17 protein-coding genes are annotated in these 20277 nt (G+C 38.7%); 9 read left to right on the top strand and 8 right to left on the bottom strand.

Translation table 11 applies throughout. The features are described 5' to 3' along the window. Positions 1 to 123: 123 nt before the first annotated feature. The 4 genes from uvrC (at position 124) to AC2G3J_RS18525 (ending at position 4918) form a co-directional block, all read left to right on the top strand. The gene (gene uvrC / locus AC2G3J_RS18540) at positions 124 to 1923 is read left to right on the top strand and encodes an excinuclease ABC subunit UvrC (RefSeq protein WP_483770421.1); all 1800 of its coding nucleotides are present in this window, start codon (positions 124 to 126) and stop codon (positions 1921 to 1923) included. A gap of 126 nt (positions 1924 to 2049) precedes the next feature. Then, positions 2050 to 2844: a thioesterase family protein gene (locus AC2G3J_RS18535; RefSeq protein ID WP_336952346.1), complete on the top strand. Its 795-nt coding sequence runs from the start codon at positions 2050 to 2052 to the stop codon at positions 2842 to 2844. Positions 2845 to 2949: 105 nt separating this feature from the next. Continuing rightward, positions 2950 to 3537, top strand: a complete 588-nt coding sequence (gene pgsA / locus AC2G3J_RS18530; protein WP_004718416.1) for a CDP-diacylglycerol--glycerol-3-phosphate 3-phosphatidyltransferase — start codon at positions 2950 to 2952, stop codon at positions 3535 to 3537. A 220-nt stretch (positions 3538 to 3757) separates the two neighbouring features. Next, complete coding sequence (locus tag AC2G3J_RS18525) at positions 3758 to 4918, top strand: hypothetical protein (protein ID WP_419326994.1); 1161 nt, start codon at positions 3758 to 3760, stop codon at positions 4916 to 4918. Between the two features lie 102 nt (positions 4919 to 5020). Here the strand turns inward: AC2G3J_RS18525 and AC2G3J_RS18520 are convergent, their stop codons facing one another. The 4 genes from AC2G3J_RS18520 to AC2G3J_RS18505 all read right to left on the bottom strand — a co-directional run bounded on the left by AC2G3J_RS18520 (position 5021) and on the right by AC2G3J_RS18505 (position 7941). Next, positions 5021 to 5239: a hypothetical protein gene (locus AC2G3J_RS18520; protein ID WP_336952344.1), complete on the bottom strand. Its 219-nt coding sequence runs from the start codon at positions 5237 to 5239 to the stop codon at positions 5021 to 5023. Between the two features lie 191 nt (positions 5240 to 5430). Next, a complete protein-coding gene (blhA, locus tag AC2G3J_RS18515; RefSeq protein WP_419326995.1) occupies positions 5431 to 6060 on the bottom strand; it encodes a cell division protein BlhA in 630 nt (209 codons plus the stop codon). Positions 6061 to 6092: 32 nt separating this feature from the next. Further along, complete coding sequence (locus AC2G3J_RS18510) at positions 6093 to 6500, bottom strand: DNA polymerase III subunit chi (RefSeq protein WP_004718406.1); 408 nt, start codon at positions 6498 to 6500, stop codon at positions 6093 to 6095. Beyond that, a complete protein-coding gene (locus AC2G3J_RS18505) occupies positions 6493 to 7941 on the bottom strand; it encodes a leucyl aminopeptidase (RefSeq protein WP_419326996.1) in 1449 nt (482 codons plus the stop codon). Before AC2G3J_RS18505 ends, AC2G3J_RS18510 begins: the two co-directional genes overlap by 8 nt. 144 nt (positions 7942 to 8085) lie before the next feature. On the opposite strand from AC2G3J_RS18505, the gene lptF reads away from it, so the two are divergent. The 4 genes from lptF (at position 8086) to AC2G3J_RS18485 (ending at position 13167) form a co-directional block, all read left to right on the top strand. Next, complete coding sequence (lptF, locus tag AC2G3J_RS18500; RefSeq protein ID WP_336952342.1) at positions 8086 to 9186, top strand: LPS export ABC transporter permease LptF; 1101 nt, start codon at positions 8086 to 8088, stop codon at positions 9184 to 9186. After that, positions 9186 to 10256, top strand: coding sequence for an LPS export ABC transporter permease LptG (lptG, locus tag AC2G3J_RS18495; RefSeq protein ID WP_419326997.1), 1071 nt, complete (start codon positions 9186 to 9188; stop codon positions 10254 to 10256). The genes lptF and lptG overlap by 1 nt, the downstream gene beginning before the upstream one ends. A 154-nt stretch (positions 10257 to 10410) precedes the next feature. Further along, positions 10411 to 11958 (top strand): 2,3-bisphosphoglycerate-independent phosphoglycerate mutase, encoded by a 1548-nt coding sequence (gene gpmI, locus AC2G3J_RS18490; protein WP_336952339.1) that lies wholly within the window; start codon positions 10411 to 10413, stop codon positions 11956 to 11958. A 30-nt stretch (positions 11959 to 11988) separates the two neighbouring features. Further along, entirely contained in the window at positions 11989 to 13167 is a 1179-nt protein-coding gene (locus tag AC2G3J_RS18485) for a S41 family peptidase (protein WP_483770420.1), read from the top strand. Between the two features lie 285 nt (positions 13168 to 13452). Here the strand turns inward: AC2G3J_RS18485 and AC2G3J_RS18480 are convergent, their stop codons facing one another. From AC2G3J_RS18480 to gacA, 3 genes are read right to left on the bottom strand one after another with little or no spacing between them, the layout of a single operon-like run. Beyond that, a complete protein-coding gene (locus AC2G3J_RS18480) occupies positions 13453 to 14868 on the bottom strand; it encodes a sigma-54-dependent transcriptional regulator (protein WP_336952336.1) in 1416 nt (471 codons plus the stop codon). Positions 14869 to 14885: 17 nt separating this feature from the next. Continuing rightward, positions 14886 to 16454 carry a sensor histidine kinase gene (locus AC2G3J_RS18475; protein ID WP_336952335.1) on the bottom strand — a complete coding sequence of 523 codons (1569 nt, stop codon included), beginning with the start codon at positions 16452 to 16454 and terminating at the stop codon, positions 14886 to 14888. Between the two features lie 35 nt (positions 16455 to 16489). Then, positions 16490 to 17125, bottom strand: coding sequence for a response regulator transcription factor GacA (gacA, locus tag AC2G3J_RS18470; RefSeq protein WP_336952334.1), 636 nt, complete (start codon positions 17123 to 17125; stop codon positions 16490 to 16492). Positions 17126 to 17357: 232 nt separating this feature from the next. On the opposite strand from gacA, the gene pbpG reads away from it, so the two are divergent. Next, complete coding sequence (gene pbpG, locus AC2G3J_RS18465) at positions 17358 to 18413, top strand: D-alanyl-D-alanine endopeptidase PBP7/8 (RefSeq protein WP_004718389.1); 1056 nt, start codon at positions 17358 to 17360, stop codon at positions 18411 to 18413. A gap of 676 nt (positions 18414 to 19089) precedes the next feature. On the opposite strand, the gene thrC is transcribed toward pbpG, so the two are convergent. After that, on the bottom strand, positions 19090 to 20229 hold the full coding sequence (gene thrC / locus AC2G3J_RS18460; RefSeq protein WP_336952333.1) for a threonine synthase: 1140 nt from the start codon (positions 20227 to 20229) through the stop codon (positions 19090 to 19092). Between the last annotated feature and the right edge of the window lie 48 nt (positions 20230 to 20277).

The raw sequence follows: 20277 nt of genomic DNA, 5'->3' as shown, positions 1-20277 counted from the left end.
CATTTGAAAAATAAAAATCAAGATCTTATTCAATAGAAAGAAAAAGTAATTCACTCAAGTAGACTTGAAAAATGCATGATCTAACTACATCATCCATTTATAGTCCAAATTTAAAAGCCTACTGTGAACGAAAACGCACGTGAAAATATCGAAAAGATTCTAGCCAATATGACGACGCTACCTGGTGTGTATAAAATGCTGGGAAAAGATGGTGAATTATTATATGTCGGAAAAGCCAAAAATCTAAAAAATCGCGTACTGAGTTATTTTGTAAAAACCATTGAACACCCGAAAACACAGGCTTTGGTTGCACGTATTTATAATATTGAAACTCTCGTAGTCCGTTCTGAAACTGAAGCCTTATTACTCGAACAGAATCTGATAAAACTGCATCGCCCACCGTATAACATTATGTTGCGCGATGATAAATCTTATGTCTATATTTTTGTCTCCGCAGATAAACCTTATCCACGGATTGCTTCAGGACGAGGCAAAGGCAAACATCAAGTAGGTAAGTTTTTTGGACCCTATCCAAGTGCTTATAATGCAAGAGACACACTTTTAGTACTACAAAAACTATTTAATGTCCGGCAATGTGAAAATAGCTATTTTTCACAACGCAAACTTCCATGTTTACAATATCAGATTAAACGTTGTACTGCGCCTTGTGTGGGTTTGATTTCACCTGAAGCCTATAATGAAGATGTACAAAATTCGATTCGTTTTTTAAATGGTGATACCAAAGAGCTGAACCAAGAATTGATCCAAAAAATGGAACAGGCAGCAGAAAATCTAGAATTTGAAAAAGCAGTTTTTTTTCGGGATCGTATGGCCTTACTCCGTGATGTACAAGCACAACAAGCCATTTATAAAGTCAAAGGTGAAGCTGATATTCTTGCGATTGCCTATCAAGCGGGTGTGACATGTGTACAGATTATGCATGTACGTAATGGGAAAATGCTGGGCGGGAAAAGTTATTTTCCAGATATGTTGGATGATGATTTGAGTCAAATGCTGTCTGATTTTATCGCCAATTTCTATTTCCAAGTTGCAGACGAGGTTCCAGCCGAACTCATTGTTAATGTAAATGTTACAGATCGAAAAGAATTGGAAGAAGCTTTACATCAGCAATTTGAAAAGAAAATTCAGATTAAACATAATGTTCGAGAAACTCGTGCTGAATGGCTGGAATTGGCTGAGATGAATGTTCAGCATGCGATTAAAGGAAAACTAGCCAATCATTTAGAATTAAATGAACGCTTTCATCAACTAGAACAAGTCTGTGGTCGTCCTATAGATCGTATTGAATGCTTTGATATTTCTCATACGATGGGTGAAGCGACCATTGCATCATGTGTAGTTTTTGATGCAGGCGGAGCACGTAAGCGAGATTATCGTCAATTTGCAATTGAAGATATTACAGGTGGTGATGATTATGCCGCGATGCGGCAAGCGTTAACACGCCGTTATAAAAAAGCCATGTTACCCGATTTGTTACTGATTGACGGGGGCAAAGGGCAACTTCATATGGCGATGGATGTTATGCAAGAGCTTGGCTTAGATGCATTTATGGTGGGTGTATCCAAAGGTGAAGGACGTAAACCCGGTTTAGAAACACTACATTTTACCGACGGCACTAAGATTCAGCTTCCCGAAGACCATAAAGCACTGCATTTGATTCAGCAAGTCCGTGATGAAGCGCATCGTTTTGCAATCACCAAGCATCGTGCTAAGCGAGATAAACGTCGTGGAGGATCGGTACTTGAGGCTATTCCGGGCTTAGGTCCAAAACGTCGTCGTGATTTACTGACTCATTTTGGTGGGATTCAGGGGGTACTTAAAGCTTCTGAACATGATTTAAAAAATGTTCCAGGTTTGGGTGATGTTATGGCACGAATGATTTATAAAGTGTTGCATGAATAACGTCGTTATTGTTTTCGATGATGAGTAGCATTTGCCAAAACAACCATTGACGCATGAGTCACTGATCATTTTCATCTCGCGTCAAATATGAAACAGTACAGCAAAGATCGAAAAATTGGACGGATCATGTCATTAGAATCACTATTTCAGCAGATTGAACAAGAAGAGTGGATTGATATTCCTCAAGGGTGGTTGCAGGGGCGCACGATCTTTGGCGGTCTTGTAGCGGGTATGTTGGTTTATAAAGCAATTGCAACCATTCACGATCCAGTTAAAAAGTTGTTGAGTTGTAGTGTCACTTTTGCTGGGCCTGTTGAAGAAACACCAGTGAAATTAACTGCTGAAATCTTGAGACAGGGTAAATCAGTCACTACAATTGAAGTCAGACTGTGGCAGAATGAGGCTGTGCAAAGTATTTTAATTGCAAGTTTTGGTAGCCAACGCGATTCTAAAATTCAAGTATCTTTAGAGCCTCAAGCCCCTGATTTTCCGCCACTTGACCAGATTAATATTGTCCCTAAATATTTACCCTTTCCTGAGTGTGTAAAGAACTTCCAGCTGGCATGGACTGAAGGGAATTATCCAATGTCAGGCAGTAAGCAGCCTGATTTTTCAGGTTGGTGTCGTTTTGACCCTGAGCTACATGCCAATCGAGCAATGAATGTTTCAGATATCATGACCTTAATGGATGTTTGGCCACCTGGTGTATTGCCGATGTTTAAATTGCCAGCACCTGCAAGTACACTAACTTGGCATGTGACGTTTATCCATCCATTACAAAATCAGTTGAATGATTGGTTTAAGTATAAAGTGTTTACAGACTTTGCTGAGCATGGATATGCAACTGAACATGCCTATCTTTGGGATGAACAAAATCGACTCATTGCGATTGCAAGACAGACGGTTACGGTATTTACCTAGTCGACAGTTTAATGTGAATCGTTTAAAGTACTAAGGAAATAGAGCTTTACTCTAAATTATTATTTACCTTCATTCGGGTAAGTAGGGGACTCACTGGCGGTGTCTATGACTACAGGTCGTATCCTGAATATTCCAAATATCTTGACGCTTGCTCGAATCGCGTTAATTCCTGTTTTTTTAATTATTGCCTATTGGCCACCTGCAATTGGAGTGGCTGGACATACAGGTGGTATGACGCGTCATATTATCTTGACTGCAATTTTTGTTGTTGCTGCAGTCACAGATTGGTTTGATGGTTATCTAGCAAGAACTTTAAATCAGACCTCAGCTTTTGGGCGGTTTTTAGATCCAGTTGCAGATAAATTAATGGTGGCAGCAGCACTGATTGTGTTAGTGCAGTGGCAACCATCAATCACTATGGCATTTGCTGCAATTGTGATTATTTCACGTGAAATTACAGTTTCAGCACTACGTGAATGGATGGCTGAATTAGGTGCGCGTACCAATGTAGCAGTCTCCACGGTAGGTAAATATAAAACAGCCTTTCAGATGATTGCGATCACGGTGTTTTTATTAAATTGGCAACCGCTTGAAATATTGGCTTATGCTTTGTTATATACCGCTGTCATTTTGACACTCTGGTCGATGTTTATTTATTTAAAAGCAGCGTGGCCATATTTAAAACAGCCTTAATCTGCGCAATATAATGCAGTATATAGATCAAAGCCTTTCTCTCGTGAAAGGCTTTTTTTGCGCTTGAAAGTTAGTACAATAGAAAGATTGATGAAAACCAATACAAATCGCTAAACATCACCTTGTGCTATATTGAAAATTAATCAAATTACAAGAAACACTGTAACTGGAATATTGAGAAACACGTCATTGCAGGTGCAGGTAAAATTAAGGAATATACATGGCAGCATTGCTTTATTTATCGAATCAAAATTTGTATTTATTGGATGGAAATAAAAGTATTACGGTTCAATGCCAATCCATTGACTTATATAAAAAGAATTTAGTTGAGATTCAACAACGTAAAGATTGGAAAACCAAAGGTACGGGTGCACAGTTCATGCGAACATCTTCACAAGATGATGAGGTGGATTTAACCCATATTTTCCCAACAGATGTAGCTCTGACCGCTGATCATAAAATGATTTATACTGCTTGTTTGCAAGAAGGCACTTCGATCAACATCAAATCATTGACAGATTTACAAGAAACCGAAGGCTTAGTGTTAAGAAAGAATGATTTTGTGGTGCAGGACATGGCTTATGATGAGTCCAAAAAGCGTTTAGCACTATCTGTTAACACACAGGGCTATGAACGACATATTTGTATTCTACCTTTAGACGCCAATCGAACACAGTATTTGACCGAAGGAGATTGTCAGGATTCAAATCCATGTTTTGATCCACGAGATACCATGCAGTTATATTATGATTCGTGTGGTTTAGCCTATGGTGAATACCGTATTGCCTATAGTCCCAAAGAAATTTTTCATTTGGATATGGCAACAGGCGCGTTGCAAACAATCGCTTCAGATCCAAAGTTTGATTTCTTTAAACCAAAAATGGATGGGCTGGGTAATTTGTATTTTATTAAACGCCCCTATTCCCGTGATGGTTCTCCTCAATCTCCCTTAACGACATTTAAAGATATTATTGTTGCTCCTTTTAAAATTATTCGTGCGATTGTAGGGTGGTTAGATTTCTTTACTCAACGCTATACAGGTGAATCATTAAAAACAACGTCTGGAAATAATCCAGCCAAATCGCAGCAAAAGTCAGAAGAAGAACTATTTGTTGAAGGTAATTTGATTAAGGCTCAGCAAAATTTAGAACGTAATCAGAAGGCGGGCGAAAAATATCCTGGGATGATTCCAAATTCGTGGGAGTTGATCAAAATGACAGCTTCTGGTGAAATGATTGTATTAAAAAAAGGTGTGATGAGTTTTGCTTTAAAAGACAATTCTATTTTTTATTCCAATGGAAAATATTTGGTTGAAATTGATCAAAACAACAATGAGACCTTGAGGGTTGAAGCAAAGCTAATTTCAAAAATTATCTGTTGAGGTCTTGTTTTTCCACACTACATTTAGATAAATCAAAGCCGAAATGAGACTTTGGTTTATCTTAGAATTTGCTTTGAGAAAGAGACAAAGTATCAGGCTTAATTAGTTTTTGATAATGGTCAAAGAGGTATGTTCAAAGCGTGATTTTAGTTTGTGTGTATCTGTCAGTGAGAACATCCCTTTTTCAGACTCCCGAGAAAGAAATACTGAAAGTGATTGAAAATCTACACGGCTAATCAGTAAGTCTTGTATAGAAACAGTCCATTTTTCACCTGAATGTAGTCGCGCAATTTGGTTCGAAATATGGTTAAGCAGATCCATTTTATTCATCCTGATTCAAGTGATTGGAAATTTTTATCTTGAAAATAAAAATTCACTGAATTGATCACTTAAAATATTTTTAACCTGTACACATAAGCATTAAAGCCATCCGAGATGACTATCATGTGACATTAATATTGCATTTTCGTGACAAGTAAACTTGGATATCCGATTAAAATAAATAAACTTTATTATTTTTTGTCTGCCGAGAAATTCGAATTTGCCAAAATATATTCAATCTCTTCTTTTGCCGCAGTTTGCAGTTTGCTACGTAAAGCATTTAAGCTCTCTTCGATTAGCGTTTCTGCTTCTAACTCAAGACGTAGACGAACACTTTCCAACTCTGAAGTCATTTGTGCATCTGTGATGCGGAATTGCCCATTGGCATAATCTATTGCTGGATAATCAGGATTTTTAGTGTATTTTTCACTATATTCTGAAATTTCAATATCAATTTGTTGACGTAAATTTTGTAAGGTCAATTTTTGATGTTCAAACTGCTGAATTTCATCTTGTTGTAGTTCTAAATTATATGCGTGCTGTAATGCTCTTTTTTCAGCTAAAGATTTTTCAAGTGCCAATTGTCTACGGATACGTGCTTCTTCAATCAGCTGGGCTTTTAGCTCAGCATAGGCTTGTTCAACTTGGAGTTGCGCCACTTGCATTTGGCGTTGGTCATTACTTAGCCAGTCCTGTACATTTGTTGTAGGGCTGAGAAGGTCACAGATGCGGTTAAGGTCATCTACAAAAGTTTGGCGTACGGCTTCAGGCGTATCTAACCAGCGCTTTTTAAAATCTTGACCGACATTTAATGTCACCACGCATCTCCTTGATATAAAATGAGAATGAAGAATTAAAGTTTAAATGTTTGAGGCGAAACACCCATTCGTCGATAGGCTTTATATTTCTCTCGACCAATTTGTTTTGCTGATTCAGCATTTTCAATAATTTCTATAATGTGACTAAATTGTGTCACTTGTTCAAGTGCTTGATTGTTAAAATTAAACACAATCCAGTCTAAAGACTCAGGTAATCTTGAAGAAATACAGATCGGTGCATCAATTTGATCAATTCCATGCGCAATAAAACTGGTCGGATCAAAACTCCATAAACGTTCATCCAGTTGTTGCTGCATTTCTACATCAGGGCAATGCAACCAAACTTTGGCTGCATTTCGTAAAATTTTACGACATAAACGACAGGCACTTTCTACCTGTCGCTCAGGGCTTTTTTCAAATAAATAAAAGCTAATTTTAGCCATTCTTTTGTACACGGTTGGCTATTAACTGCATCAACAATGGTACTGGACGGCCGGTTGCACCTTTATTTGCACCAGAATTCCATGCTGTACCAGCGATGTCTAAGTGCGCCCAACGATAGTCACGGGTAAAGCGTTGTAAGAAACAGGCTGCTGTAACTGCGCCAGCTTTTGGACCACCAATATTGGCAATATCGGCAAATGGCGAATCAAGTTGTTCTTGATAATCGTCATATACGGGCATACGCCATACACGGTCAAATGCAGTGTGTCCTGCTGCTGTAATTTCTTCTGCAAGTTCATCATCTGGTGTAAATAAACCAGAAACGACTGAACCTAAAGCCACCACACAAGCACCAGTCAGTGTTGCAATATCAATCACTAATGCAGGGTTAAAGCGCTTAATATAGGTTAAGGTATCACAAAGGACTAAACGCCCTTCGGCATCAGTATTCAGGATTTCAACCGTTTGCCCACTCATGGTGGTTACAATATCACCAGGGCGAGTTGCATGACCAGAAGGCATGTTTTCAGCAGCGGCAATTGCACCGACAACATGAATCGGGAGTTTCGCTTCACAAAGTGCACGAATCGTACCCAGTACAGATGCTGAACCACACATATCAAATTTCATTTCATCCATGCCTAAGCCTGGTTTTAATGAAATACCACCTGTATCAAAAGTCACACCTTTACCCACGAGCACGATCGGTGCTTGATCAGGATTGGCTTTATATTCAAGCGTAATCACACGTCCTGGACGATCAGAACCTTTGCTTACCGCAAGAAAAGCATGCATGCCTAGATCAGCAAGTTGTTGTTCTTCAAGTACAGTCACTTGTAAAAGCTCAGGGAATTCAGCTGCTAAAGCATGTGCTTGTTCTGCTAAATATTCAGGGAAGCAAATATTAGGAGGGCAGTTGCCTAAGTCACGAGCAAAGTTTTGTCCTTTTTGAACAGCTTGAATAAGCGTGATCTGCTCTGCACTCAGACTCGATTGCGTTGCAATAAATTCAATATTTTCTAAAGTAAATTCATTCTTCTTCGATTTGAATTCATCATAAGCATACGCAGCTTGCGTCAAATTTAATGCAAATAGATAATGTAACTCAGACGGCAAAGCCGAAATATCAATGCTGATTTTTTGGAATTTTTTTTGTGAAGCTTTGATAATGGTTTGTGCGATTTTTGCTAATTTCGCGGCTTTAATTTCGGAGGCTTTATCTATGCCGACTAAAGTACATTGCGTAACTTGAGTTAGCTTTCCGATAAGTGGTAGAGTTTCGTTTAAACTTGCTTTGAATTGAGTGTTTTCAATTATGTTGCTCAAGTCATTGATTTTATATATTTCTTGAGCTTGTTTAGCGTTTTCAGAATCCACCAGAATAAATAACGACTGGCTAGATGTAGACGCTGAAAATGACGTATTGATCGTAAGTTTCATGTGTTGTCTTTGTGCCTTTTGTACATTTCAAATCATTAAACCATTGAACCACTTCAAATGGTAGAATTTCAATCTAGTTTTATAATTTTAACTTCGGGTAAACTAGCGCTACATCACGATATTACCCTTATTTGGAAGATTAATTTGATTATTCGACGTTACCTTGTCAAACAAGTCGTTTCGACCTCTCTTGTGGTTGTCACATTATTGACAGTCATTATGATGGGTGGGCAATTGATTAAACGATTTGGTCAAGCTGCTATGGGGCGTGTAGATCCGAGTATTCTGTTGAGTATTATCGGTTTTCGTTTACCTGAGTTTTTGACTTTAATTCTTCCTTTGGGTTTCTTTATTGGATTGATGCTGGTTTTTGGCCGATTATATGTCGATCATGAAATGGCTGTACTGAACGGTAGTGGTATTAGCCGTATTCAAGTCGCTCGATTATTGATTCCACTGACTGTTATTTATTTGTGTGTACAAACTGTTTTAATGATCTGGATGTCTCCGTGGGGAATCCGTCAATATGAGCAACTGATTTCTACCCAAGCAGTCCGAACGGGCTTTGATTTGGTTCGGCCACGTGAGTTTATTTCCTCAGGGGCTTATACAATTTATGCCGGCTCTTTATCCGAAGATCGCAAAAATCTTAAAGATATTTTCTTTTATCAACGTGCTGAAAAAGAAGGTAAACCTGATGTTATGATTTTGGCGAAGGAAGCAACACGAATTGAAATTGCCAATGAAACAGCAAGTGTTGTCGATTTAGTTCAAGGCCGCCGTTATGAAATTTACCCTGGAACACCAAAATACAGTCAAACTGAATTCCAAACTTATCGTTTGCGTTTAGAAAATAATAAAGAAGCTAAGTTTGAAAGTGATGAAGTAGAAGGGCTAACTTTTGGTAAATTGCTTGAAAATAAAAATGACCCTGTTGTGGCAAGTGAATTGGGATGGCGCTTATTTGTTCCGTTTTCTATCATTGTCGCCTTAATGTTAGCAACAGCACTATGTGAAGTAAGCCCAAGACAAGGTCGTTATCTCAAACTTTTCCCAGCATTATTAATTTTTGCCAGTTTAATTGTGGCGCTCATGGCAATACGAACCCGTATTAGTAAAGATGAGGTGGGTGTTTGGGCATATCCTGCAGTGTTATTATTCTATGCTGCCGCTGCCGCTCTATTTTCAAGAAAGCAGAAATTAGCACCTAAAATTAAAAAGCAAATACAGCGAGTAAAATCATAATGTTAGCACGTAGAATTGTCGCAAAACATGTGACTAAAACCACATTGCTTGCCATGTTGGGTGCTACGGCAGTACTGGCTAGCTTACAGATTTTATTCACCTATTTGGGTGAGTTAGGTGATCTAAAACAAGGCTATACGGCTTGGAATGCATTGCAATATGTTTTATGGGGTGCACCTCGTTATTTGTATGAGATTCTTCCTATTGCAGCATTGATCGGTGCTGTACTGGGTTTAGGTTCAATGGCTTCGAACAGTGAATTAATTGTGATGCGAGCAGCAGGCATTAGCTTATGGCGTATTGTCGGTTGGGTCATGCGTTCTGCTATGCTTTTGGTGATCCTTTCGTTTTTATTAACTCAATTCGTTATTCCCTATACCAATGAACAGGCGAAAAGTATTAAAAGCCATCGTAGTGTAGCAGCGCTAGGAGAGGTGAAAGGCTATTGGACACGCGAAGGACAACGCTTTATTTATATTGATTATGCCAATTCAAAAGGGACATTAAAACAAGTTCAAGTTGTCGATTTTGACGATAATTATCGAATGAAATCTTTGTTAAATTCAGAAGAAGGGCAGTTCTTAAAAGAAGGACAATGGAATTTAAAACAAAGTGCTCAAGTCAATTTATTGGCCAATGGTCAAGCTCAAGTTGTAAATAAAAATCAAGAGGATTTAGCACTCGCATTGCAACCTAAATATGTGCATATGGTGACCATTAATCCAGAAGACTTAGCACCTACGCAGTTATTGAGTTTTATGCAATATATGCATGAATACAGTCAAGTACCAAAGACTTATCTTTTGGCTTTTTGGAAAAATGTCGGTTCACCATTTGCTTTGCTTGCATTGGTTTTGATTGCATGTTCATTTATTTTTGGGCCATTACGTCAACAATCGATGGGCTTTCGCTTAGTGATCGCATTATTTGTTGGTCTAGGTTTTTATTACATACAAGACTTCTTGGGTTATGCAAGTTTGGTCTATGCACCTTCTCCTGCTTGGTTTGTATTCTTACCAATTATATTGATGTTTGGCATCGGAAGTTATTTGTTGTATAGAGCAAGATAACTTAATGGATCTGTTTTTTTGAACAATGATCTTTCAGATAGATAAGAAGTTTAGATCATGGCAACTTGTTTTTGCCATAATCTGAGGATAGAGTCTGCCGTAAAAAAACGGTAAGATGTAACGATTAATTTGTAAACAGTAAAGAGTGTAAATCATGACGGATGCAACTGCTGGCAAAATCCCTCACGTTCTAGTGATTATGGATGGTGTGGGTCATCGTGAAGCGGTCGAAGATAATGCGTTTTTAGCAGCAAAAACGCCGAATCTAACCATGATGCAAGACAAGCATCCGCATAGTTTAATTTCTGGCTCAGGTGAAGATGTCGGTTTGCCAGATGGACAAATGGGTAATTCTGAAGTTGGTCATATGAACTTGGGTGCAGGTCGTGTGCTGTATCAAGATTTTACTCGTATTACCAAAGATATTCGGACCGGCGATTTTTTCGAGCATGAAATTCTGATTGATGCTGTAGAAAAAGCCAAATCGGCAAATGGTGCATTGCACATTATGGGACTATTGTCAGAGGGCGGTGTCCATTCTCACCAAGATCATATTATTGCAATGTGTGAGCTTGCTTTGAAGCGTGGGGCAAAAGTCTATTTACATGCGTTCTTAGATGGTCGTGATACACCACCACGGAGTGCAAAACCTTCTTTAGAAAAACTCGATGCGGTATTTGCACAGTATCCAAATCAGGGGCGTATTGCCACCATGATTGGACGTTACTTTGCAATGGATCGTGATAATCGTTGGGATCGTGTGGAACAAGCTTACCGCCTGATGACTGAAGGAGAAGCTTTACGTGTTGTTGATTCAGCCGTTGAGGGCTTAGAGCAAGCCTATGCAGCCAATGAAAATGATGAATTTGTTAAAGCAACCCGTATTGGTGAAATGGCCAAAATCCAAGATGGCGACAGTGTGGTGTTTATGAATTTTCGTGCGGATCGGGCACGTGAAATTACTAAAGCATTTGTAGAAAAAGACTTTGCAGGTTTTGAACGCAAAGTTGTACCCCATCTATCTAAATTTGTGATGTTAACGCGTTATCAAGCGACGATAGATGCACCAGTGGCATATATGCCAGAAGGTTTAAAAAATTCAATTGGCGAATACTTATCTTCTTTAGGCAAAACTCAGTTACGTATTGCAGAAACAGAAAAATATGCACATGTGACCTTCTTCTTTAGTGGCGGTCGTGAAGATGAGTATCCAGGTGAAAAACGGATTCTAATCCCATCACCAAAAGTTGCAACTTATGATCTACAACCTGAAATGAGCGCACCAGAAGTCACCGACAAGTTGGTTGATGCAATCAATTCAGGTGAGTTTGATCTCTTGGTGGTGAACTATGCCAATGGCGATATGGTAGGTCACACTGGCGTGTTTGATGCAGCAGTGAAGGCTGTTGAAGCTGTTGATATCAGTCTTGGTCGTTTATATGAAGCAGTGATGGCAAAGCATGGTCATATGTTGATTACTGCTGATCATGGTAATGTAGAGCAAATGCAGGACTATGTAAGTGGTCAAGTACATACGCAGCATACCACTGAACTTGTACCTTTCATTTATGTTGGACCAACCTCAGCCACGATTGCTGAAGGTGGGGTTTTAGCAGATGTTGCACCGACTATTTTAAGTTTAATGCATCTCCCTGTACCGACAGAAATGCAAGGCCGTAATCTGATTACATTGAAAGCATAAAATTATCATTATTAAAAACTAGGTGTGTGAATGGCTCAAGCTTGGAAATATATTGCTGTATTAACAGGATTGTTGGTCTGTGGAAGCCATTCCGTTCGGGCAGCAGAAAATGCTGCCGCACTTGATTTTGATGGTGATGTCGAAGAAAGTATTGCTGAAGTGCCCATTGAATCGATTGAGCAATTTGTACAAATCTACGGCATCGTCAAAGACAATTATGTTCAGGAAAAACCTGATGATGTTCTGTTTTTGCAGGCAATCAAAGGGCTGGTGGGTGGTTTAGATCGCTATTCGCGTTATCTAAGTCCTGAAGAATATAAACAGTTGATGCAATATACGGAAAGTGACCTTGCGACTGCTGACTTTGAATTGGCTTTTGATAGTCATATTCATCAATGGAAAGTCAAGAATTTACGCGATAATTCAGACTCATTTAAACTCGGTTTAAAAAATGGATTCACCATTTTTAAAATTGAAAATCAAGAACTTAAAAATTTAAATGCCCAACAAGTCGAAGATTTATTACATGGCTCAATTGGTTCAACTTTTCAGTTGCAACTGAATGAAAAAAGCCCAGCAATCACGGTGGTCAGAAATCGCAAATTAGAAGTGGCTGATATAGAGCCGATTATGTTGCATAATCAGGTTTTAGTGCTTAAAGTTAAAGTTTTTCAACAAGATACAGCCAATGAAATTAAACGTTTAATTGAAGAATACAGTACCCAAAAAATGAAAGCTGTATTATTCGACCTACGCAATAATCCAGGTGGTTTACTCTCAGCCGCTGTTGAAACGGCTGATCTTTTTTTAACTCAGGGAACGATTGTTTCTACCAAAAGTCGTTCAGAAGGCAATCAACAATTCCAAGCCTTACCGGGTGATGAGTCGTCCAATACTAAATTAGGTATTTTGATTAATGGTCGTTCAGCATCTGCAGCTGAAGTCTTTACCGCTGCAATGAAAGAACATCAACGTGCTTGGGTTATAGGTGAAAAAAGCTATGGAAAAGGCGTTGTACAGAAGTTATTTCCATTGCCAAATGGGGCTGCTTTGCAAATGACGGTTTCGCATTATTATACGCCAAATGGCAATATGATTGATGGGCAGGGTATTCGGCCTAATTTGGAATATCCATGGACTTTAGATCAAAAAGAAGAAACCTATCTAAATAATGTTGCAGATCAACTATTAAAACATCGTGATAGATAAAGTTGAATGTAAAAGTGAATTCATAACACTGTAGCAGTTTGTGCTACTACATCTGACATTACGTATTTAAATCACGTTGTTTCGGTGATCCTTTAGCTTGTACTGTAAACTAATACAATGCTTGCTTGTTGCTCAGACTGGACATGACCAAATCTTATGTTGAGTAAGGGCTGGATTCAGTACCTCTACTCAACGACGACATCCATGTCGCCACGCTGTAACCATGTAAAAAGCAAAAGCGCTTGAGTTGGTTGATATTATGATGTTGATGGCTATAGGTTGCTTCTATTCATCATCATCGGTATCTAAACCAAACTTTTTCAAACGATAGCGTAAAGAGCGAAATGTCATGCCCAATTTCTTAGCAGCTAAAGTGCGGTTCCAATGGGTTTGATTTAATGCAGATAACAACACTTCTTTTTCGACTTTTTCCAAATATTGCTCCAACCCTTCTTCTGGAATGTTTTGGGCTTTATTCGCGGTGACGATAGGCAAGACTTGACTTTGGATAGGATCACGTGATTCGACTTTGTTGATACCACGATGTGGAGCAGGTTGTAGCTGTTGAATATCAATATAGTCTTCATCACTCATGGTAATGGCTTTTTCAATGATATTGCGTAATTCACGAACATTGCCTGAGTAATGCTGTTGCAAAAGAAAAGCTTTGGCTTGTTCAGTAAAAGACTTTGTTGAAATACGCCACTCTGTACAAATTTGCTGAAGAAAATGGTTGGCTAAAATCAGAATATCACAATCACGTTCGCGCAATGGTGGCAGGACAATATCCATCACATGAATTCTAAAGAACAGATCATGGCGGAATTTGCCTTGTTCAACGAATGCTTCAATGTCTTGATGTGTAGCACTGATAATACGGAAATCAACTTCGATTTCGGTATCACTGCCTAAAGGACGAATTTTCTTTTCTTGTAAAGCTCGTAACAGTTTGGCTTGCATGGCCAAAGAAAGTTCTGCAATTTCATCTAAAAACAGAGTACCACCATTGGCAGCTTGAATAAGGCCTTGTTTGTCTTGAGTTGCACCTGAAAAACAGCCTTTTTTATGCCCAAACAGCTCACTCTCCATCAAGTCTTCAGAAATTGCACCACAATTAATCGCAACAAAAGGGCTATCACTGCGGTTGCTGAGTAGATGGATGAGATTAGCAACAACCTCTTTGCCTGTTCCAGATTCACCGGTGATAAACACAGGTGCTTGTGAACGGGAAATTTTTTTAATCGATTCTCTTAACTTACGTATCACCTGTGAATCGCCGATGAGCATTGATTCCTCAAGCGGCGCATCGCTGATCGTTTCTCTTAACTGTGGTACATGCAAAGCTTTTTGTAAAAGCTGTTGCAGATGTAATTGGTTAATCGGTTTGCTGACAAAATCAAAAGCACCTGCTTTGAGAGAGGCAATCGCAATTTCCATATTTCCATATGCAGTTAAGACTGCAATAGGCGTTTTAGGATAATGCTGCGATACATGTTTAACCAAATCTAAACCACTGCCATCAGGGAGGTTTAAATCGGTAATACAGGCATCATATTTATATTCACTAAAAAAATATTTGGCTTGTTGTAAATGGTGTGCCATATGCGTTTTGATGCCCATTCGAGAAAGGCTCATTTGCATTAACATACATAAATCTTGTTCATCATCTACAAGTAAAACCAATGGTTGTCGTGTAGTCATATCCCCAAAAACCTAATCTAATCCATGAGTGGGCATTCGATACGGAAGCATGCCCCTTGTTGTTTTTGCTCTACGTAAATTAGTTTCGCTTGATTCGCTTCGCATATCGTCTGCGATAGGTACAATCCTAAACCAGTTCCATTGATTTCGGTACTAAAAAATGGCTGAAATAATTGCGAAAGATCTTGTTTTGTGACGCCTTTCCCATAATCAATCACATCGATATATACGTGTGATTCATTTTTAAACGTTTGTACTAAAATGTGTTCAGCATTTTGATCATTATGACGTAATGCATTACGCACTAAATTGATTAGAACTTGTCGAAGATGAGAATCATCAAAATAGATCCAAACATCAGCTTGAATTTCTAATTTGATTTTTTCCTGAGCATCCCCTAAATCATGGCGTAATAAGTCATCAACAAATTCTTGAAAATTAATTTTTGAGGTATGGATCTTTTTATTTTTTGCCATATCTAAGGTATCTTTAATAATATTATTGATACGGATGGTCTGTTTGGTAATCATTTGATTTAAAATGGTTTGCTGTTCTGGGTCACTGCTGATAAACAGGTCGTTGGCCTGGGCAATGGCGGCAAGCGGATTGCGAATTTCATGGGCAATACTGGCCGATAATTGACCCAGTGCGGCAAGTTTGAGTTGTTGTACCTTTTGATTAATTTTTTGTGCATCTTCGAGGACTAAAAGCGTGAGTGCTTGATGCGGAACAATCAATTTTTGTACGCGAATATCGACTGTATACGAGGATTGATGGGATTCAAATTGAAAGCGTTCGCCATCACGTAACATGGCATCTTTTAAAATTTCATATAAGTCCGGTTGAAAGCTGGATAAATGATATTGCTCATGTGCGTAAAGTGGTGAAATGCCCAAAAGTAAACAGGCTGCAGGGTTACTGACGATAATTTTGCATTTTTCATCGAGCACCAAATAACCGACTTCAATCTGTTCTAAAATATAGCGGTTAATGTTCTGTAACTTAAATAATTCAAGAGATTGATAGGTATTTAACGACTCTAAAACTTGGAAGCGATTAATTGCAATCTGCCCAATGCCATAAACCATAAAAAATAAAAAAGCCAATAAGGCACTGTTACTAATATTATTTAAATTTGAAAAATCGAAGAAGCTGCCTAAAAACTGTTGGTAAATAATTGCAATCACAGAAACCAGTGTTACGAATAGCGCTTTATTTTTACTAAGCAGAAAATTCGCGGTAAAAACGGCAATGACAAACAAAATGCTGATGGCTAAATTTGGCCCATTGAGGGCAAATACCAAGGTACTTAGAAATGGAATATCAACAATAAAAAAACCAATAAATTGCTGCCCCACACCATGCGGATAGAATTTGAGCAGCATCATTTGTAATGCTGCGATTACAGTAAACGCGGTTAGAGAATAAAAATATAAACTGGGATATTCGTAATGTACGGGTTGGTTTTCAAGAGTAATCAGAAAAATAATGACTAAGCAAAAAGCAATAACCAATCTATAACCTGAATACAGTGTGCCTAGACGGTAAATTGTTTGATAAATAGGAACCGTTACCGTAGGCGACATAATCGTACTCAAGATAAATTATTGTTTTAATCAATTTATGGCTTAATTAAACCATAACGTATCGCAAGGTGAGTGAGTTTTACATCACTATCAAGTCCTAATTTTTCAAAGATACGATAACGATAAGTATTGACCGTTTTTACACTGACAAAAAGTTTGTCAGAAATTTCTTGTGCGCTTACACAATTTACCACCATCATGGCAACTTGCATTTCACGTTCTGACAGTGCGTCAAAAGGTGAGGTTTGTGTATCGGATAAATAAGAGCTTGCAAGTTGTTCAGCAATATCTGCACTAAAATACTTACCGCCTTGCATGACTTTTTTGATTGCACGAACCATTTCAGTGATTGGTGCGCCCTTGGTAATATAACCACGAGCACCAGCTTTCAATAACAGCGACGGATAGGGTTCTTCAGCCAAACCACTCACAGCGAGTACTTTGGTCTCAGGTGCGGTTTGTAACAAACGACGGGTAGTTTCTACACCACCAATTCCAGGCATGTTGACATCCAATAAAACTACATTGGGATGGTGTTGCCTTACAATCGTAATTGCTTCTTCACCAGATTCTGCTTGTCCAATGACTTGAATATCGGTCTGATCTTCTAACATTCTGCAGATGCCGGTTCTTACTAATTCATGGTCATCTACCACTAAAACAGTAATCACTTACACCTCCTTAAATTTCTCAATATCGACATTTTTGTTACATAAAGCAAAAAAGACTTGCAAAGACATAACAAAATTGGCAATCCTATTCCTAATATCCATTCAATATTTACGCATAATACGGCGTGATTGAAATATTTGTTTTAATATAGTCACGTTTGAGTGTAAATGTAAGTCATATTTGAGGTAATTAGCAAGTTTGTGAATACCTCCTTGAGGTGAGTAAGTTATCGTGAAAAAACCAAAAAAAACGTTAATGCATGTGCTGAGTTTGTCAGTACTACTCAGTTTGAGTTCGACTGGTTTTGCTGAAATCATTATGAACTCATCGGGGGGGAGCGGACAAGCAACTGTAAATTGGTCTTCTTCAGATGCCAGCCAGTTACTCAATGGTGATTCTCTGGATGATGATGGCGAAGATATTTCTCCAAAAGGCTCAACCACGTTAACCACAACAATTCGTGCATCAAATGCTGCACCGACAACATTGACCAATAAGTCTGTACAGATTTATGACACCAATACCTATAATAGCCAACCATCGGTAAATGCGCGTGCCGCATTGGTAATGGATGCAAAAACAGGTGAAGTTCTGTTTAGTAAAAATACCAATATGGCGTTACCTATCGCATCAATTACCAAATTGATGACAGCAGTGATTACCGCAGATGCCCGTTTAAATATGTCTGAAGACATTACCTTGCAACAAATCGATTTTGCGGGTGCTGGTGGTAAGAATTCAAGTTCAACTTTAAAAGTTGGCGATACCATGAATCGTGCTGAAATGTTACTTGTGGCATTGATGAAATCTGAAAATCCAGCTGCAGCAGCTTTAGCGCGTACTTATCCAGGTGGTCGCCAAGCGTTCTTTGCTGCAATGAATTCAAAAGCACGTCAATTGGGCATGAATTCAACCCATTATGTTGAATCTACTGGTTTGGATCCACGTAATGTTTCTTCTGCTCGAGATTTAGGGATTTTAGTCAGTGCTGCATCACAATATGGTTTGATCCGCCAATTTTCAACAACAGCGCATTATGACTTTAATTTGGGTTATCGCGTGCTGAAATCAAACAACACCAATGCTCTAGTACGTAATGGTGGGTGGAATATTAATATTTCCAAAACGGGTTATATCAATGAAGCAGGGCGCTGTGTGGTCATGCATACCACTGTAAATAGTCGTCCGGCTGTGGTGGTATTATTAGGTGCAAGCTCTTCTCAGGCACGTACCAATGATGCAACCAATTTATTGAACTGGGTGAGTAATTTACCGAAACGTATCTAATCAGTTTGTCACTGAAGTTATCCATCCAAATTAAAAAAGCGCTTCAAAATATGGAGCGCTTTTTTTGCTTAAATTAAGCATAAAAAATAGATTATGAAATGTGTAAATTTGCAATGCCAGAGTTTGGGTGGCGCTTTACAAATCCTGCAGACAAAGCAATTGATATTAAAGACAGAAGTAGTCAAACCACCTAATTATCCATATAAGTGATTTCTGTCAAGTTATTGATCATAAAAAAAGCTCATATTTTGTATTTTTGAATCATAGATGGTTATCCTACTGTGTAGCGACATAGATGTCGCCGTTGGGCGGGAGTATAGGTCGTACCCTCGCCCAATATAAGCAAAAACAAAGTACAGCTTTGTTTGCAGCGCAGGGTTTGGCCTCTCTTATGAAAAGTGGGTCATCGCCTACGCAAAGATGGTTAAACTTTGAATGTAAGGTGTGGCATTGCAAGTCTTTTTATAATCAAATAGTTTATTTTTCTATATAAATGATTTAATTGATAATATTAATTAAGAGAAATTATATTCTTGCGTCTGAGTTTTTTGACAGCTTGATTATAGTGCGAGCGGATCAGATCTGAACTATGACTCATATGAAGAAGAATAATAATTTTTAAATTGCGCAAATAAAAACCAGCTGCGAACAACTGGTTTTTATTTTGAAGTCTGTTTTACATATTTGAAAGAATAGAGTCTTTCACTTGATTCATTGTCGCATCAATAGACAACATAATGGCATCTTTACATTGTTTGATTGCAGTATCAGGATCTTTTAGACCATTACCTGTCACTGTACATACAATCACAGAGCCTTCCGCAATTTTACCGGCTTTGATGTCACGGATTGCACCACCAATAGATGCCGCAGAAGCAGGTTCAACAAATACACCTTCATACATAGAAAGCAAACGTTGCGCTTCTAAAATTTCAGCATCTGTTAATTCATCAAACCAGCCATTTGAATCACGAACGACCGCCTTAGCATGATTAAAGCTTTGAGGATTACCAATACGGATTGCTGTTGCAACGGTTTCAGGGTTTTCAACTGGGCCACCACGTAAAAATGGTGCAGCACCAGAAGCTTGATAACCAACCATGATCGGACGACCTTCAGGATTTGGACCTGTAAACTTATCCGTTTCAGGGTCATAAACCACTTGTTCAAATGCTTCAACTGGTTGGTTAGCAACTGCTTCGGTATAACCCATCCAATGCGCAGTAATATTGCCTGCATTACCTACAGGTAAGCAGTGGTAGTCAGGTGCACGACCCAAAGCTTCTACGATTTCATAAGCAATGGTCTTTTGACCTTGTAAACGGTATGGGTTGATTGAGTTAACAATCGTTACAGGCGCTTGGTCAGCAACTTCTTTGACCAAGCGCATACCGTCATCGAAGTTACCGCGAATTTGCATGGTGATTGCACCGTACATCATCGCTTGTGCCATTTTACCCATGGCAATTTTGCCTTCTGGAATTAACACAAATGCTTTGATGCCAGCACGAGCAGCATATGCAGCAGCAGCAGCAGAGGTATTACCTGTAGATGCACAGATAATCGCCTTAGAGCCTTCTTCTACCGCTTTGGTCACTGCCATGGTCATACCACGGTCTTTAAACGAACCTGTCGGGTTTAAACCTTCATACTTCACATAAATTTCAACATTCTTACCAATAATACCAGGAATATTGTCTAATTTAATGAGAGGTGTATTGCCTTCATTTAAAGAAATAGCACGTGTAGTTTTCGATACTGGTAAGCGGTCACGATAGCGATCAACAAGTCCTGTATAGCGATTGGCATTAGACATGATGGTGTTCCAATTGTGTGTAGTGTAGAGCAAATAAGATATTCTTTT

Source organism: Acinetobacter legionensis, from assembly GCF_057165765.1.
Note: the sequence above shows the minus strand (reverse complement) of the source record. Positions and strands in the feature narration are given on the sequence as shown.